This is a genomic window from Streptomyces sp. NPDC030995 (assembly GCF_055571215.1).
Genome location: NZ_JBVIFS010000006.1, coordinates 291,890 through 308,167, shown reverse-complemented (window position 1 = coordinate 308,167; position 16,278 = coordinate 291,890). Strand labels below are relative to the sequence as shown.

General features: G+C 69.1%; 13 protein-coding genes and 3 pseudogenes. 3 read left to right on the top strand and 13 right to left on the bottom strand.

What is annotated here, in order from left to right; all coding sequences use genetic code 11:
* The first annotated feature begins 44 nt into the window (after positions 1–44).
* On the top strand, positions 45–2,966 hold the full coding sequence (locus ACZ45T_RS13415) for a helix-turn-helix transcriptional regulator (RefSeq protein WP_468440592.1): 2,922 nt from the start codon (positions 45–47) through the stop codon (positions 2,964–2,966).
* A 99-nt stretch (positions 2,967–3,065) separates the two neighbouring features.
* On the opposite strand, the pseudogene ACZ45T_RS13410 reads toward ACZ45T_RS13415, so the two are convergent.
* Together ACZ45T_RS13410 and ACZ45T_RS13405 are read right to left on the bottom strand one after the other, a co-directional pair.
* Positions 3,066–3,188: pseudogene (locus tag ACZ45T_RS13410) on the bottom strand (IS5/IS1182 family transposase); the annotation flags it as partial.
* 156 nt (positions 3,189–3,344) lie between these two features.
* Positions 3,345–3,797: a DUF7144 family membrane protein gene (locus tag ACZ45T_RS13405; protein WP_468440590.1), complete on the bottom strand. Its 453-nt coding sequence runs from the start codon at positions 3,795–3,797 to the stop codon at positions 3,345–3,347.
* Here ACZ45T_RS13405 and ACZ45T_RS13400 point away from each other — a divergent pair.
* Positions 3,729–4,037, top strand: a pseudogene (locus ACZ45T_RS13400) (dihydropteroate synthase); the annotation flags it as partial. The gene ACZ45T_RS13405 and the pseudogene ACZ45T_RS13400 overlap by 69 nt on opposite strands.
* A 1,222-nt stretch (positions 4,038–5,259) precedes the next feature.
* Here ACZ45T_RS13400 and ACZ45T_RS13395 read toward each other — a convergent pair.
* From ACZ45T_RS13395 to ACZ45T_RS13380, 4 genes are all read right to left on the bottom strand, one after another.
* Positions 5,260–7,095, bottom strand: coding sequence for an FG-GAP-like repeat-containing protein (locus ACZ45T_RS13395; protein WP_468440588.1), 1,836 nt, complete (start codon positions 7,093–7,095; stop codon positions 5,260–5,262).
* Between the two features lie 135 nt (positions 7,096–7,230).
* Entirely contained in the window at positions 7,231–7,740 is a 510-nt protein-coding gene (locus ACZ45T_RS13390; RefSeq protein WP_468440586.1) for a hypothetical protein, read from the bottom strand.
* Positions 7,741–7,834: 94 nt separating this feature from the next.
* Positions 7,835–11,167: an ALF repeat-containing protein gene (locus ACZ45T_RS13385; protein ID WP_468440584.1), complete on the bottom strand. Its 3,333-nt coding sequence runs from the start codon at positions 11,165–11,167 to the stop codon at positions 7,835–7,837.
* A gap of 265 nt (positions 11,168–11,432) precedes the next feature.
* Positions 11,433–11,603, bottom strand: coding sequence for a VOC family protein (locus ACZ45T_RS13380; RefSeq protein ID WP_468440582.1), 171 nt, complete (start codon positions 11,601–11,603; stop codon positions 11,433–11,435).
* A 206-nt stretch (positions 11,604–11,809) separates the two neighbouring features.
* On the opposite strand from ACZ45T_RS13380, the gene ACZ45T_RS13375 reads away from it, so the two are divergent.
* A complete protein-coding gene (locus tag ACZ45T_RS13375; RefSeq protein ID WP_468440580.1) occupies positions 11,810–12,700 on the top strand; it encodes a LysR family transcriptional regulator in 891 nt (296 codons plus the stop codon).
* Here the strand turns inward: ACZ45T_RS13375 and ACZ45T_RS13370 are convergent.
* From ACZ45T_RS13370 to ACZ45T_RS13340, 7 genes and pseudogenes are all read right to left on the bottom strand, one after another.
* A complete protein-coding gene (locus tag ACZ45T_RS13370) occupies positions 12,626–13,882 on the bottom strand; it encodes a beta-ketoacyl-[acyl-carrier-protein] synthase family protein (protein WP_468440578.1) in 1,257 nt (418 codons plus the stop codon). The two genes, ACZ45T_RS13375 and ACZ45T_RS13370, sit on opposite strands and share 75 nt — an antisense overlap.
* Positions 13,867–13,917 (bottom strand): annotated as a pseudogene (locus ACZ45T_RS13365) (hypothetical protein); the annotation flags it as partial. The pseudogene ACZ45T_RS13365 and the gene ACZ45T_RS13370, both read right to left, overlap by 16 nt.
* A 141-nt stretch (positions 13,918–14,058) precedes the next feature.
* A complete protein-coding gene (locus tag ACZ45T_RS13360) occupies positions 14,059–14,310 on the bottom strand; it encodes an acyl carrier protein (protein ID WP_468440576.1) in 252 nt (83 codons plus the stop codon).
* A gap of 84 nt (positions 14,311–14,394) precedes the next feature.
* Positions 14,395–14,550 (bottom strand): phosphopantetheine-binding protein, encoded by a 156-nt coding sequence (locus ACZ45T_RS13355; RefSeq protein WP_468440675.1) that lies wholly within the window; start codon positions 14,548–14,550, stop codon positions 14,395–14,397.
* 5 nt (positions 14,551–14,555) lie between these two features.
* Positions 14,556–14,678 carry a hypothetical protein gene (locus tag ACZ45T_RS13350; protein WP_468440574.1) on the bottom strand — a complete coding sequence of 41 codons (123 nt, stop codon included), beginning with the start codon at positions 14,676–14,678 and terminating at the stop codon, positions 14,556–14,558.
* Positions 14,675–15,190 carry a hypothetical protein gene (locus ACZ45T_RS13345; RefSeq protein ID WP_468440572.1) on the bottom strand — a complete coding sequence of 172 codons (516 nt, stop codon included), beginning with the start codon at positions 15,188–15,190 and terminating at the stop codon, positions 14,675–14,677. The genes ACZ45T_RS13350 and ACZ45T_RS13345 overlap by 4 nt, the downstream gene beginning before the upstream one ends.
* Positions 15,191–15,956: 766 nt before the next feature.
* Positions 15,957–16,220: a putative quinol monooxygenase gene (locus ACZ45T_RS13340; RefSeq protein ID WP_468440570.1), complete on the bottom strand. Its 264-nt coding sequence runs from the start codon at positions 16,218–16,220 to the stop codon at positions 15,957–15,959.
* Positions 16,221–16,278 lie beyond the last annotated feature (58 nt).

Genomic DNA, 16,278 nt, shown 5'->3' with positions numbered 1-16,278 from the left:
GTCGACTCTCGAACGTTCTTCCGTTCGACGTGATAGACAATGCCGTGGAGTTCGGTAGAGGGATCACGCACGTCGGCACATCGGAAGACGCGGCCACACATCACGACAGCGGGAGCCCCCTCGTCGGCCGCACGGCCGAACTGGGGCTGCTCGACACGGTGATCGACCGGCTGGGGCACGGGACCCCGTCCTTCGTCGACATCACCGGCGCGGCAGGGATCGGCAAGAGCCGGCTGATAGCGGAGTTCTGCCTCCACGCACGGCGACGTGGGGTGACGGTGTTGCGCGGCCGCGCGGCGGAGTACGAGCGGCACCTCCCGTTCCATCCGTTCGCCGACGCGTTCGCCGATCTGGACCACCGTCCGCAGCATGCCCCCGACCTGCTGGACGCGGTCTCCCGTGTCCTCGGCGGCCGTGGCGCCGGGCCGTCCCCCGGGCCGGTGCCCGCCACCGCCGACCGCTTCGGTCTCCACCGGTCGGTGGCAGGGCTGATGGCACAACTCGGCCGGGCGGGCGGCCTGGTGGTGGCGCTGGACGACGTGCACTGGGCGGACCCGGCTTCCCTGGAGCTCCTGGACCATCTCGTCCGGCATCCCGTACCCGGCCCGGTCGTCCTCGTCGTCGCCCGCCGCGACCGGCAGACGCCGACCGCGCTCACCGCGGCGCTCACCCGTGAGGCCGACACCGGGGCGGTCCTCCGGATCGGTCTGGCGCCGCTCTCGGAACAGGAATGCGTCGAAGGGCTCGCCTCCGATCTGCCGCGCGACCGGGCCGCGCAACTGTATGCCGCAGGAGAGGGCAACCCGCTCTACTTCCTCTCCCTCCTGCACGCGTACCGCGAGGATGCCGCACGTCGCCCTACGTCCTCCTCGGCCTCCGCCGAGTTCGGCCTCGGCGAACTGCCCACCGGACTCGGAGCGCTGCTGCTGAACGAGCTGGCCCCGCTGACCCCGTCGCAGCACCGGACCCTGGAGGTGATCGCCGTGCTCGGCGACCACGCCGTGTCCTCGGTGATCCGCAGGGTGGCCGGCCGTACCGATGCCGAGCTCGACGACGATCTGGACACGCTGGCGCGGCGTGACCTCGTGAGGCCGGGCCCAGGCGGCCGCATGGTGCTGCGCCACCCGGTGATCCGAACCCTGGTCCACGAGTCCACCGCGGCTCGGCGGCGCGTCGAGATCCATCACGCCGCCGCCGCCGAGCTGGCCCGTACCGGCGCACCGGCCGTCGAGCAGGCCCGGCACATCGAACGGTCGGTGACCACGTGGGACCCGCAGGCCCACGCCGTACTGAGGCAGGCCGCCGAGCAGACCGCTTCGACGGCCCCGACGAGCTGCGCACACTGGCTCCAGGCCGCACTCCGCCTGCTGCCCGAAACGGCTGAACACGCCGTCGAGCGACGCGAACTGATGCTGCGGCGCGCCCGAGCACTCGGTGTCTCCGGCGGACTGCGGGAGAGCCGCGACCTGTTGCACAAGGTGATCAGCACGGTCGGCCCCGACGAGACCGACGTCAGGACGTCGGCCGTCGTGCTGTGCGCCTTGACGGAACGGCACCTCGGAAGATATCCCGAGGCGATCGCGCTGCTGCGCCGCGAGTTGCGCCAGCCGGAGCTGTCGCCGTCCGACCGGGTGTCGATCGGCCTCGAACTCTGCTCGTCCGCACCGCACAACGCCTCCTATCCGCAGATGCGGGGCGAAGTCGCGCGGACCCTTGCGGATGCCCGCGTCCTCGGCAACGAACTCGGCGAGGCGGGGGCGCTGGCGGTCGCCGCGTTCGGCGAGGCGTACGAGGGCGACGTGGCCGCGGCGACTGAGTACGCGGTGCAGGCCGCCGGGTTACTGGACGGCCTGCCCGACGACGACCTCACGGCACTGTGCGAACCACTGGGCAGACTGGGATGGGCGGAGGCCTTCCTCGGCCGCTTCAGCGACGCGGAACGTCACGCCGACCGGGGCCTCGGCATCGCCCGGCGCAGCGGGCAGATCTACCTCCTGCCGCTCCTGCTGCTGTGCAAGGCACACGTACGGATCCAGACCTGCCGACTGCAGTCGGCCCGGGAACTGGCGGACGAGGCCGAGGACATCGCCCGCGGGATCGGCAGCGGCGAGCTGCTGGCCTTCGTCCTGGCCAACAAGGCCCAGGTGCGTGTCGCGGCGTCCGCGCCCGGCGATCCGGAGGCGCTGGCGGCTGCGGAGGAGGCCGTTGCGACCATGGGACCGAGCGACAACTGGCGGGCCTCCATGGCCTGGTGCATGCTCGGCTACGCGGCGCTCACCGGCGGCGACCCGCACCGCGCCCGGGACGCCCTCCTCCGGGCCGGAGGAGACGACCTGCGTGGTCTGCAACCCTCGATGCGCCCCCTCCTGTCGGAACTTCTCGTCACGGCGGCCCTCTTCACCGGGGACGTCCCGTCCGCGTCCGCATGGTCCGAGCGGGCCTCCAGGGAAGCGGAGCAGCTCGGCCTGCCCGTGCAACGCGCCTCCGCGATGCGGAGCGCGGCACAGCTCGCACTGCACCACGGCGACGCCGGCAGGGCGGCAACGCTGCTCTCCGAGGCAGCGGCGGAATGCGCACGGTCCGGTGCGGTGTTCTGGGAGGCGCGGTCACTGCTGCTCGCGGCTCCGGCCATGACGGCAGCCGGGTTCGGAGCGCGTGGCGCGGCCATGTGGAAGCAGGGGCACCGGCTCGCCACCGGTGGAGGTGCTGGTCTGCTGGTCGGTCTGGCGGAGATGACGCGGCCGTCCGTACCCCGCACGTCCTCCACCGCCCCGCCGTGGCTGGCCTCCTTGACGGCACGCGAGCGGGAGGTCGCCGAACTGGTGGCAGAGGGCCTCACGAACCAGGCGGTCGCCACCAGGCTCTACCTCAGTCCGCGTACCGTCGAGACCCACCTCTCCCGGGTGTTCCGTAAGACCCACGTCGCCACACGTGCGGGTCTCGCCGCCCTCATGGCCCGTTCCTGACACCGGGAAACCTCCCTGCGGCCGCACGCCTCCAGCACGGGACGGTCCTGCCGCAGCAGACGGATGGCCGGGCCGCGCGCCGTGCTGTCGACGCGGGCGCATGGGCGCGATGCCGAGTATGGCGTGGTGGAGGCCGTCGCCCTTGAGGCGGCAACCGCGGAGGATCTTCCAGGTCTTCATGCGGCCGAAGACGCGCTCGACGCGGGTGCGGACCTGCTTGTGAATCGCGATACCGGGCCATTGTCGTCGGCTTCAACACCAGCGTCCTCGCGGGCGGCGAGGCGGGGAGCGCGTACGGCGGCGGACGGGCTGGTGATGCCGTAGGCGCCGTGCTGTCTGCGGGTCTGTTCCGTGTGCCACGGGTACAGCTCCCGGACGTCAGTCCCGCATCGGCCGGGGCGCGACGCACAGCCCCCAGATGACGAGGACGTCGATCGCGATGAACAGCAGTGCCCACCACGGCGTGTACGGGAGCCACATGAAGTTGGCGAGCATGCACAGGCCGGCCAGCCCCAAGCCCACGACCCGTGCCCAGGTGGCGCCCGTCAACAGGGCGACGCCGGTCCGTCCGCGGCAGGCAGGTGTGCTGGCGGACCTGCTCGTCGCACTGCGGTGCGGGGTGATCAGCCCGTGCCCAGGTGGGCGCCATCCGTGATAACCGGGTGACCGCGGCTTTCGCTGGAATGTGTCAGAGTCCCCCGCCAGAGGGGGCGTCGGCGTCGCGGGACGCAGCCGCGAACTCCTCCGGATCCTGTCATCGACGCCGCGGGCATCGCACCGGAGCGTCTCGTGATCGACCCGGGACTCGGCTTCGCCAAGGAAGCGCAGCACGACCTCGACCTGGTGGCGGGGCTGGCCGACATCCGCGCCCTGGGCTGGCCGGTACTGGTCGGCGGTTCCCGACAGCGGTCGCGAACGGGACGCCACTGCCGGCCCATCGCCGGGACGCGGCAACAGCCGCTCTGTCAGCCATCGCCGCACACCAGGGCGCCTGGGCCGTCCGCGTCCACGACGTACGGGCCCTCGGCGGACGCGGTCAGGGTGGCCCGCGCGGTCACCCCTCTGGCCTGAGGAGTCTCGCATCCGAGTGGCCTCAGCGCGCGGAATCCGCCTCGGCGCCAGGATGGGCCGCCCTGGCGGATCGGGTCCTGACGACTGGGATGGGGGAGAAGGCGATGTTCCAGTCGACCGGATGCCGGTGCGGGCGTGTTCGGCGTCCGACGTCACTCGGCCGGACCGCCTGATACCCGCGCTCTTCGCACTTGCCGAAGGCGCGGGACGGGACACCCGGGGTTTCGCGCCGTGCCCCGGGCATCCTTCACCATGCCCGAGCCGCGGCCCCGGAGCCGTCAGGCGCCGAGGCCGGCAGGGATGAAGAGGTCGACCGTGCGTCGGTGGTGGGCTGCCTGGTTGTGAAGGCGGCCAGGATCTGCTGGTAGCCGAGGTGGTCCGGAGGCCGATCTGGCCCATGCATGGCCCGGATCTTCTCTGTCAAGTGAGGATGATCGGAGGAGCTGGCTCTGGAATCCACCGGTTTCGATTGCTTCTCCTAGGGCAAAGGGCGGTGCCGAATGTTGCGTTTGCGCAGGTCAGGTCCCGTTCTCAATTTCTTAGAAGAAGCCGATCCTGTTTGTTGAGTAACTTACGAATAAGTTCTTCGAGTATTGGTGGTACACGCGCCACACCGCTCCTGACCAGGCAAAGTGAAGGCATCTGCCTTCGGCGGTCCGGTGCTGGTCCGCAACTGGCCCGGATCTTGGTCGGTGATCGGCCGGGTGTTGAAGGCCCAGCCATACGCCGCTGCCGGCTCGTGTCGCCGACTGCCCGACGTCGAGTCGGCGCGTAGGGCGGGCGCTGACCGCTGACCGCTGACCGCTGACCGCTGACCGCTGACCGCTGACCGCTGACCGCTGACCGCTGACCGCTGACGGCTGACCGCTGACCGCTGACCGCTGGGCGAAGTGCAGGACGCGGGAATAGGCGGCGGCGGCCGTGGAAAGGAAGCCCGCCACTCGCTTGCGGACAAGTCTCACAGGGATCCGAAGCGCGGTGGATCGGGTCTCCTGGCTGCCCGGTAGCGAGCCGGACGACATCAGGTGGCGCAGCCGTGCCCACCCCGTGGCATTACGCGCGAGCAGCGTGGTTCACGGCAAGCCCGCTGTGGGTGTCATGAAGATCACCCACAGCGGGCTCGCTGTGTTCGGGGGCAACGGCCGGGAAAGGGCGGGCCGAGTGTTGCCCACGCCGGTGAGCACTTGTGCCGGGCCGACCCCTGCTCAGGCTGGGGCGCAGGTCAGCTGACGCCGCCGCTCCAGCGGCTGGCGGGGGGCTGCATTCCGGTGCCGGTGCTCAGGAACGAGAAGAGAGTGTCGACCGGGCGTCCGTCGGGTGCGGTGCCGCCGTTGTAGAGGATGCCGATGTCGGTCTTCTTGTCGCCGTTGTAGTCGCCGGCGGTGAGCTGGCTGGCGGACCAGCTGAAGCTGCCAGTGCTGGCCCAGGCCTCCTGCGGGGCGGCGAAATTCGTGCCGTCGCTGGGGAAGGTGAACAGCGTGGCGGAGCGCTTGCCCTCGGCGTTGATACCGCGGTCGTAGAAGACGGCGATGTCGTCCTTTCCGTCTCCGGTGACGTCGCCGGAGGTCACCTTGGAGGAGCCCCAGGAGAAGGAACCGCCGGAGGTCCAGGTGTTGCGGGGGGCCCCGAAGCCGGTCCCGGTGCTGTTGAGGGTGAACAGCAGCGTCTCGTTGTTGCCCTGGGCGTCCTTGCCTCCGTTGTAGAGGATGCCGATGTCGGTCTTCTTGTCGCCGTTGTAGTCGCCGGCGGTGAGCTGGCTGGCGGGCCAGCTGAAGCTGCCCGTGCTCGTCCACACCGTACGGGGCGCGGCGAAGTTGGTCCCGTCGCTGGCGAAGGAGAACAGGCCCGTGGAGGCCTTGCCTTCGGCGTCGGTGCCGCGGTCGTAGAGGACGGCGATGTCGTCCTTGCCGTCTCCGGTGAAGTCGCCGGAGGTCACCTTGGAGGCGCCCCAGGAGAAGGCGCCGCTGGAGGTCCAGGTGTTGCGGGGCGAGGCGAAGGCGGAGCCGGTGCTGTTGAAGGTGTAGAGCAGCGACTTGTTGTTGCCCTCGGCGTCCTTGCCGCCGTTGTAGAACACGGCGACATCGTCCTTGCCGTCGCCGTTGTAGTCGCCGGCCGTCAGCTTGCTCGATGCCCAGGTGAACGCGCCCGACGAGGTCCACGCCTTCACGGGGGCGTTGAAGCCCGTGCCGTTGCTGAACCAGGTGTACAGCGAGGAGCGGGACTTGCCGTCCGTGCCGGTGCCCGCGTCGTAGAGGGCGGCCATGTCCTTCTTGCCATCGCCGTTGAAGTCGCCCGAGGCGATCTGCGAGTCGCTGGGCAGGGTGAGGATCTGCTGGATCCAGTCGCCGAGGCCGTCGGCGCGTGCAGCGATGGCTGAGTTACGTATCTCGGCCGGGTCGGTGCCGAGGCAGCCGGCCTGCCAGGAGCGGCTGCTGAGCCCGATGAGCTCGCCGCTTGTGTTGAGTACGGGGCCGCCGGCGTCGCCCTTGCAGATGGTGTCGCCGGTGTCACCCTTGCCTTTGAGCGCGAGAGTGGTCGCGTCCACGGAGAGGGTGTCGAAAGTGCCGGTGTGCACCGTGTCGGGTACCCAGGAGGTCTTCGTGCGCCCAAAGCCGGCCGTCGATACGACGGCTCCCTGGGCGGGAGCAGCTGCGGCAAGCCTGGCGGGGGCTACTCCAGCGATCGGCTGCGCAAGCTTCGCCAGTACTGCGTCGCGGTCGGTTCGGGGTACGAGTAGCGTCACCTCTTGGGCGTTCGTGCCCAGGGCCGCGGTGGCTCTCAGCTTCGGCTTGCCGGCCGGGACCGGATCGCCGGGCTTGTCGGCGAAGCAGCTGGCGGTGGTGAGCAGCCACTGCGCGGCGATGAGAACACCAGAACAGGCGCGGGTGGTGTCGCCTTCACCGACATTGATGCGGGCGGTGTAGGTGTACTGGCCGTCAGCCGCCGGCGTACCGATGACGGCTGAAGCCGATCCGGCCGTCAGGATGCCGGCGGCGGCGGCGGCGGTGGTGGCGACGGTGGCGGTGATCCACGCGGGGCGTGGACGGTGAGCGGACATGAGTCTTCCTTCGAACAGGTGGACTAGGTGGTCGAAGGCGACGGGACGGCGGGGTCTCCCCGCCAGCACGCCGTCGCCCCTGTGAGGGGTGAAAGTGGTCAGTAGTGCCCTCACTGACACCCATCGGTGGACGGGTTACTCGGAAACGGAGATCTCGACGAGTACGTGGTCCCGGCGCTCCGGGTCCGCAGCTTCCCCCACGCCCTTCCACTCGTTCGGGGCCACTGTGATGTTCTGCTCGCTGCCGTCGGCGGTCAGTTTCACGTCGGTCTGGTGAGAGGCGTCGCCCTTCATCCCGTAGACCGTGGGTATTTCCAGGCTGAGGTGGCCGCTCTTCCCGGTGGCGCGGAAGCAGATCTTTCCCTTGGTCCGCGAGTACACCTCGATGAGGCCCGTGGCTGAGGCGCAGTCGGCGAGGGTGATGTGCCCGTCACCGCGCTTGAGGGTGATGCCGAGTTCGGTCTGGATCCTGGCGGCATCCGGGTAGCCGAAGTCCTCGATGGCGTAGGGCGGCTGGTCGATGGCCACGCCGGCCGTGCCAGTGGCCGGGGTTTCGCTGGCGTGGGCCACGGTGACACCGACCGCGACGGCGATACACGCCATGGCTGCCGTACCGGTCGCGATCACGCGCTGGGCAAGCTTCATACCGTTGTTCCTTCGAATTCAGAGGAAATTGGACGTGTCTCACTTATTCCGTGAGTCAGTCGGGGTGGCCTTGACGGCGGCGCGGCCGATTTCTCTACCAGGTCACCCAGCCGATGACTGTGGTCACCACTTCACCCCCGACGTCCGATATCTTGGCGCCGAGTTCTTCAGCCAGACCGAACTTGTGGAAAAGGACGCCCTTTCCGAAGAAGATGCCGCCGAGCACGAACAATCCGAGTGCGGTGTGGAACTCGCTGCTGTCCCAGCCGTATGCGCTGCCCTTGAAGTAGGCGCTTGCCCCTTCAAGGGCCACGGCAACACCGCTGAGCACAAGAGCGGCAAGTGCAATGCCTGCCGCGGCTGGTGGGGCCGGCAGCGCGAAGAAGGCCACGGAACCGAGCGCGATCGAGGCCATTCCGGCGAGCGTGCTCCAGTGTTTGGTGACCTTCGCCCAGTCCGCGTCGCTGCTGAGATCCTCAGGCCACAGTCCCCAGTCCACGTACCAGGGATTGTCCTGGTCGGCATTCTGGGAGGGATTAGTTCCGTTCTCCTCGTGCCGCTTCGCCTCCTCGGCCGCCGTTTTCGCCTTTGCTGCCGCCTCGGCCTTCCACTTGGCGAGCTCGATTTGGCGGGCTTCGCTGGCGGCGTCGGCGGCAGCCTCTTTATCCTGACCGGCCTGAGTAGCAGAAGCCTGCGCCTCCGTGGCGGAGGCCTGCGCGGCCAACGCATGGGAAACCGCCTGCTGCGCCGACGACATCGCCTGCCGCATCGAATAGTTCGCGGAACGGGCCGCGCCCTGGGCCACGGATGCCGCCTGCTTCGCACTCGTCGCCGACTGGGCCGCTGCGACTGCCGACGCGTCAGCGGCATCCGCGTTCGCCTTTGCCTCCTGCGCCGAGTTGGCGGCGTCCTGGGCGTACCCCAACGCCTTCGCCGCCCATGCGGAGGCCTCCGCTGCCGCCTTACGGGCCTCCGCTGCCGCCTTGGAAGCAAGCGCGGCATCCTCCAGGGCCTTCGCCGCGACCTTCGCGGCGTGAGCGATGGCCGCGCGGATCGCGGCGACGTGGGTGGCGTGATCCTGGTCCAGGCGGGCGATGTTGAACTTGTCACGGAGGACGAAGTGCCGCCGCATACGGGCGGGGCCCTCCAGAACGATCTGCGCGGCCGCCCTCATGAAGGGGCCGCCTGAGGACAGGAGGCTGAACACCTCGACGTGGTCGTCCTGCTTCACGGCGTCCACCAGTTCGACGGTGAGGAACCGATGCAGGGCGATGGCACTTCCGTCGCTCAGCGCTGTCTCGGCCTTGGCCTTGACGGCCTTACCCGGGTTCTGGTTCAGAATCTCGAATACCGTGACGCGGTTCTGCGTGGCGGCGGCTTCGATGACCCCGAGGGTGAGGAAGTTGCGGGCGGCGTACGGGTCGTTACTCGCCAGGGCCTGATGGGCAGCCTCGGCGATGGCGGCCGAGGCTGCCGTGGCAAGGGCCAGAACGGTCTCCCGGTCATCCTGCTGCTCGGCGAGAAGGCGGTCGGCGTCGATCCAGTTGGCGACGTCGTGGTCGGAGCCGGCGAGGGCGAACTCAGCGGCTTCCTGGGTCCACGTGCCCGTCGAGTCGAGGAGCCTGACAGCGGCTTTCCGGCCGGTGGCGACCGCCGTGGCCATGTCACCGCCGTGCAACGCCGTTGCGGCGGCCGCGATGAGGTCCTTGATATCGGTGGCGGTCTTGTCCGCCTGCGTGCGCTCCCTGGTGACCCGGTTCGTCTCGTCGATCTCGGCCTGCGCGCTGAGGCGGGCCTCCAGGATTCCCAGTTCGGTGTCCTCGGCGATACGGGCGGTTTCCGCCGCCCGGGCCGCCTGCTCCACGGTCTGAGCCTCCTTGACCGCGTTGGCAGCGGTGGTGGCCGCCTGCACCGCGGCCTGCGCATAGGCGGTGGACCGCGTGGCGTACTCGATCGCCTTGCCCGCGTTCGCCGCGGCTTCGTCCGCCGCAACCGCGGCCCTCTCCGCGTGAGCGGCGGCGCTGTTGGCGGCGTCACGTGCCACACCGGCGGCGGTGGCTGCCCTGTTCGCCAAGGTCTGGGCGGTGTTCGCGGCCCGCGTGGCCCGTGCGGCGGCGGCGTCGGCCTCGGCTGCCGCCGCCTTCGCCTTGGCGGCCTGAGACTGGGCAATGCCGGAGGAGGCGGCGGCGTCGGCGGCCGCGTTGGCGGCAGCCGCGGCGCTCTGGGCCGCGCCCGCGGCAGCGGAGCCGGCGGAGTACGCCTGCTGGGAGGCCTCAGCGGCTTGGTGGGCGGCTGCGGCCGCGGTACGCGCGCGGGCGGCCGCGTCGCGTGCCCCTTGGGCGGCCTGGCGCGCGGCCGAGGCCCTGGTGGCGTCCTTCGAAGCGGCGATTGCGGCGTTGTAAGCCCGGGCGGCGGCATTGCCCGCGGAAGCCGCGGCGCCGGCGGCAGCCTGCGCGGCCTGCGCAGCGCGGCTTGAAGCGGCTTGAGCTGTACGGGAGGCGGAGATCGCGGTGTTGGCGGCGCTGGCGGCGCCCCGTGCGGCGCTCGCGGCGTCGTTCGCCGCCCTGGCCGACCTCCGTACGTCGTTCTGGGCGGCTCTCGCCTCATCCGCCGCCTTCAGAGCAGCGGCCTTCGCCTTCTCGGCGGCTTCCTTCGCCCGGTTGGAGGCGGCAACCGCCTGCTCCGACTGCAGCTTCGCCCGATTGCCTTCCCGGATCACGATCTTGACCAGCTGGTCGATCGTCGCGGCTTCTTCGTCGCGGGCACGTGCGATGTACTGGCCGGAGATGAGGAATTGGTGGATCGCCCGGGGCGACCCGTCGCTCAGGGCACGCTCCGCGTACTTCTTGACCTCGGGGGAGGCGGTGCTGAGGATCGCGAAGACCTCGGCCCTTTCGTCCTCCTGTTGCGCGGTGTGCTGAGTTTCCGCCAGGAACGTTCTCAGAGCTGCCTGGGTGCCCAACTCCAGGGCCTTGGTCGCCTCCCGCTTGACGGCGGGGCCGCTGTTGTTCGTGACGGTGAACACCGCCGCCCGCAGATCTGTCTCCAGAGACTGCGTGTAGCCGTCGCGCAGGTAGGAGGCGATCGCCGCGTCCCCAGCGGACAGAGCCGCGTTGGCCGACTCGCGGACCGACTTGTCCGCGTAGGGGAGGACAGTGAGGATGCCGAAGCGGTCGTCATCCGCCTTCGCGACGGGCAGTTCGCCGGTGAGGAAGGCGGAGACGGCGGCCGGAGAGCCGGCAAGGGCGATGGCAGCGGCCTCGCGGACCGCCCGGCCCCCTGTCTTGTACGCCCACACGGCCTTGCCCCGATCGGTGTCGGGCAGGCCGCTGGTGGTGGCGCTGGGGCTGCTCTCAGCGGCACGGGCTGGGCTGGCGGTCAGGGTGAGGATGGACGGCAGGGCGGGGACAGCAGCTGCCCCCGCCATGGTGGTTAATATCCGGCGCCTGCTCCAAAACGACGGCGACGTCACGTGTGATTCCCCCTAGGGATACGACGATGCAGACCCGCGGGCCTGCACGTCGAGACGATGAGTTATGGGCCGTTGACCGAGCAACACGCTGCCCAAGAGGCTCGTGGTTGGCCGGACGTCACCGGTAGACGGTGTTCACGGCGTCGTTCGTGGTCCTGGTTGGGCCAGTCGTACGGTCCACGCGGAGACCGTCCAGAATGTGCGCCCGGCCAGTCCGCCTTCAGCGCGACGCCCAGGGCGCCGGGTCGCCTTTGGCGTCGGTGAGTTGGAGGAGCCGCGCGCCGCACGGCTCGGTGCACGGCGGCATGGAGATGTTCGCGTTCTCCGCACTCAGCCGCGCCTCCTCAGCGGCGATGTCGTCGACGGTGAACGCCACGATGAGCCCGCTCACCTGCTGGTGCCGCGGCGTAGCAGGACGAGCTCCGCGGCGACGTCATCGACGGTCCGTGACACGGAGCCGTTCGTGATTTTCATAGGGCCCCCGGTCGCACCGTCATCAGGTCTTTGACCTGCACAGCGTCACATCCGGGCACTGCCGGAACAACGGCGAAGATCGATACGGTGCATTAACCTGGAGGTTCACGATCCGGGGGCCGCGTGGACATCAGGGACATTGAGATCTTCCTGACTCTCTCAGAGGAGCTTCATTTCGGTAGGACCGCTGACCGGCTGAGAGTTTCGGTGGCCCGAGTCAGCCAGGCGATCAAGAAGCAGGAGCGCGGGGTCGGCGCGGAGCTGTTCGAACGTACGAGCCGGTCCGTACGGCTGACGACAGTCGGGGAACAGCTGAGAGCCGATCTCCGGCCGATCTATCAGGGCCTGAGCGAGAGCCTGGAGCGGGCCAGGCTGGCCGCTCAGGGGAAGACGGGCGTTCTCCGCATCGGCGTGCTGTCCAGCAACGCCTACGAACTGCGGCCCTACTGGGAGGCCTTCCGCGCCCGCTGTCCCAAGTGGGGGCTCCAGATCCGCGGTGTTCCTTTCCAGAGGCCGTTCGAGCCGCTCCGCACCAGGGAGATCGACGTCCTGGTCTCCTGGCTTCCTGTCGAAGAGCCGGACCTGACCGTCGGACCGGTCCTCTTCACGGAGCCTCGCGTGATGATGGTGGACCCCGCCCATGAGTTGGCCGGTGCCCGGTCGGTGTCCGCCGAAGCGTTCGGCGACCACGGCGTCCTCAAGGGCCCGGACAGTCTGCCGGACTACTTGGAGGATGCCTTCTCGCCCTTCTGCACCCCCAGCGGACGCCCTATTGAGCGCCGCATCGTCGTGCCGAGCCTGGAAGACTTGTTCGCCGTCGTCGGCACAGGCCAAGCCGTCCACGTTCTCGGCGCCCACGTCACTCGATTTCACGCCCGCCCGGACATCGTGTACCTGCCCGTCCACGATGGGCCGTGCCTGAGATGGGGCTTGGTCTGGTCAAGCGCCATAGAATCCGACCCTATCCGGACCCTTGCTCAGGTGGTTCGCGACCTGGGCGGCCTGGCTATGTGAAGCAGGGGACTGCAAACCATCGGTTGATGTCAATGCCCTTGTAGGAACGGTGTTCTCAGGGCTGTCCGCAGCCGGTCTGTCTCGGCGATGGGCCGCGGGGTCGTGCTCCGCGGGTGCTTTGCTGACGAGGTTCAAGTCGATGTCCGGGTCTGGGCTCTCCAGGTTGGCTGTGGGCGGGACCCGTGAGTTCTGGATGCTCATGACAGCCAAGGCGGCTTCGGCCGCGCCGGTGGCTCCCAGGGAATGGCCCAGGACTCCTTTGGTGGAGGTGACGAGCGGACCGGTCGGCAGCACGGTTTGGATCGCCATGGCTTCCACGGCGTCGTTGAGCAGGGTTGAGGTGCCGTGGGCATTGACGCAGGAGACCTCGTGGTGGCTGAGGCCTGCGTCGGCCAGGGCGCTGCGCATGGCCTGTTGGGCGCCGCGGCCTTCGGGGTACGGGGCGGTGGGATGGTGGGCGTCGGTGGTGGCGCCGTATCCGGCGAGCAGAGCTCTGGGCAGGTGACCGCGGGCGGAGGCGTCGGCGGATCGTTCCAGGATGAGGATTGCGGCCGCTTCGCCGAGGACGAAGCCGTCCCGGGTCCGATCGAAGGGTCGGGAAGCGGCAGAGGGGGCGTCGCACCGGGTGGAGAGGGCGCCGAGCTGGGCGAGGCCGGTGACGATCAGTGGGGTGTTGCAGGACTCGGTGCCGCCGGTGATGGCGATGTCGCACCGGCTCGAAGTGAGGAGGTCATGGGCGACGGTGATGGCCGTGGCACCCGACGCGCAGGCGGTGGCGGTCGTCATGCTCGGGGCTTGCGCTCCGTAGGCGAGCGCGACTTCGCCTGCCGCTGTGTTCGGTCCGATCATGGGGAGGAGCAGTGGTGAGACCCGTCGGGGGCCCAGGTCGCGAAGGCGTTGGTGCTGGGTTTCCCAGGTGTGGGAAGCGCCGACGCCGCAGCCGATGATGACGGCGACCCGGGTGCCGTCCCAGGCGTGGGGGTCGAGGCCGGCGTCTTGGAGTGCCTCCCGGGTGGCCAGGAGTGCGAGTTGGGTGGAGCGGTCCAGGCGGTGGGCGGTGCGACGTCCGAGTGCTGCTGGTGCGTCCCAAGGGCGGGATGGTGCAGCAGAAGTCGACGGGGAGGCCAGCCAGTTGGGGGGGCGGTGGCGGCGGTGGATTCGCCGTCGCAGACTCCTTGCCAAGTGGCTTCGACGCCGATTCCGACGGGGGTGAGCATGCCCAGGCCGGTGACGGCGATCTCGGGGCGGCTCACCGGTGGGTCGACGGTGTGGGCTGTTCGCCGGCAGGCTGCTCCTGCCGGCCGGGGTGCGCGGATACCGATCTACGCCTCCTGCGGCTCGGGGGCTCCGGCGAGCTGCTATGCGGCCTGGGCCAGGGTGGTGTCCAGGGTCATCTTCTCGGGGCGGGTACCGACCTCTTCCGAGGCGATGACCGCCAGTTCCGTCAGGGAGAGCGAATCCATCTGCAGGGAGCGGAAGGTGGTCTGCGGAGTCGCCCGTGAGATGTCGATGCCGATCTCGGAGAGCATCGCGGTGAGCCTGTCGTACATCGAGTTCTTCACTGCGTGGCTGGGGTTGGGGGCTGAGAGGCGACGGAGTCCGGGAGTCATGGCCGTATCCGCCGATGCGAGCTCGCTGCTGGCATGCCCTGAGATGCCGGTTTCTGTCTGCTGTTCCGGGCCGGCTCGGCGCCGTCAGCGCGGCGGGGCGGCGTTCGTACGATGTTCGGCGGCCAGGGCGGCGATGTGGGTGGCGAGTGCTTCGATGCTGGGGTGCCGCCTCATCTCCGGGATGGGAAGCGTCAGTCCGTACTGGGCTTCGAGCTCCGCGGTGATGGTCACTTCTTCCATCGAGGTCACACCGAGGGCGTCGAGCGGTACGGCGGGGTCGATGTGTCGGTGGCGGAGACCTCCAGCAGTGCGGCGAGGTGGCCGGTCAGCCAGTCGGTGATCTCCGAGGCGGCAGGCTGCTGTGTCACTGGGCTTCCTTGCCGGTCGCGATGGTGGACGGGGTGTGGCAGTCGGTGAGGTAGCGGGTGCGGCATTCAGTGCGGCGGAGCTTGCCGCCGGTGGTGCGGGGCAGGCTGCCTCGCTTGTCGGCCAGTACGTCGTGGGGGCGCACGCCGTGGCGTTCGGCGACGGCTGCCTGGACGCGTCGGCGCAGGTTGATGTCGGTGGCCGTGTGCGGGCCGGCGGTCAGTTCCACCATCACGACCCGGCGGTCGCCCTCGTGGTCGTCTCCCGGTACGGCAAACGCGGCCACTCCTCCGGGTACGGCTTCGCCGATGGTCTGACGGACGGTGTCCTCGATGTCGCCTGCCGCGTGGTTGGCGCCGTGGATGATGATGACGTCCTTGATCCTCGCGAGGACATATACCTCACCGTCGTGGACGAACCCCAGGTCTCCAGTACGCAGCCATCCGCTGTCGGCGCCATCCGCGGTTTTGGGGGTGCAGGCCGCCGCCTGGATGTGACCAACCTGCACATCCACACCGGAAAGTCCTCGACCACTGCCGACTTCTCGCGCGACGGCGGCGCCCCCGCCAACGTTGACTTCCTCCATTACGAAGTCTCCCTGCGTACGGTCTCGATCTCCCCAGGTGCGGTCGACAGCAAGTCCGTCCCGCTCGAGCCTGACACCCCGCCATCCCCGCCGTGGAGACCTCGACACCCAACTCATCGATCTGTGTCGGCAGGTTCGTGGATCCCAATCGACCTCGCCGGGGAAACTGGGAGCTGCGGCGTAAACAATCGGTTCTCGGCGTGAAGCTGTCGGTCGGTGAAGGGGTGCTGAGCGCCGCTGTGCGGGATATGAGCAGGAACCCGACTCGGCAGCGGTTGTCGAACTGGCCCGTGTATGGCCCGGATCTTCTCAATAAGGTCGCATATGGGAGGGAAGTGAACTCTAGAACCATCCGGTTTCGGTTGCTGTCCTGAGGCCAGACGACGGTGCCTGATGCGGCTCTTCCGCAGGTAAGGCACCGTGCTCAACTTTTTAGAAGAAGCCGATCTTTTTGGGGGAATAGCTGACTGATAAGTTCTTCGTGTGCTGTTGGTACACACGCCATACCGCTCCTGACCAGGCAAAATGAAGGCACCTTCCTTCGCCGGACCGGTGCCGGCCCGCAACTGGCCCGGATCTTGGTCGTGGGGGAGTGAGGGCGCAGGCCGGCGTATGGGCCGTCTCTGCGCGCTGGTGGAAGAGCTGCGCGTCGCATCGCCTCGGCCGCGCAGCGCCCGCCGACCGTGAGCCGCGGTCAGTCGACCTGCAGCTCGCCCATCCGGCTCCAGCCGCCGACACCCTCGATGGTGGTGCTGACGATGTCGGGTGTACGGGTGACCAGGGGACGCATGGTCTCCAGCGCGGTACGGAAGTGCTCGGAGGTGACGTGCGCCTCCGCGGCGCCGTCTTGGAACGCCTCGACCAGGACGTAGGTGTCCGGCTCCTCGAGGCTGCGGGACCACTCGAACCACAGGTTGCCGGGCTCGGCACGGGTGGCGTGGGTTAACTCCGCGACCATCTCGGGCCATTGGCCGACCTATTCGGGCTTGACGGAGAATTTCACCACAATGACGATC

Bases quoted from the DNA above. Each gene is read 5' to 3' on its own strand.
- ACZ45T_RS13390 (WP_468440586.1), bottom strand. From the start codon at position 7,740: ATGAAGCTTGCCCAGCGCGTGATCGCGACCGGTACGGCAGCCATGGCG.
- ACZ45T_RS13355 (WP_468440675.1), bottom strand. From the start codon at position 14,550: ATGGAAGAAGTGACCATCACCGCGGAGCTCGAAGCCCAGTACGGACTG.
- ACZ45T_RS13360 (WP_468440576.1), bottom strand. From the start codon at position 14,310: ATGACTCCCGGACTCCGTCGCCTCTCAGCCCCCAACCCCAGCCACGCA.
- ACZ45T_RS13395 (WP_468440588.1), bottom strand. From the start codon at position 7,095: ATGTCCGCTCACCGTCCACGCCCCGCGTGGATCACCGCCACCGTCGCC.
- ACZ45T_RS13340 (WP_468440570.1), bottom strand. From the start codon at position 16,220: ATGGTCGCGGAGTTAACCCACGCCACCCGTGCCGAGCCCGGCAACCTG.
- ACZ45T_RS13385 (WP_468440584.1), bottom strand. From the start codon at position 11,167: ATGGCGGGGGCAGCTGCTGTCCCCGCCCTGCCGTCCATCCTCACCCTG.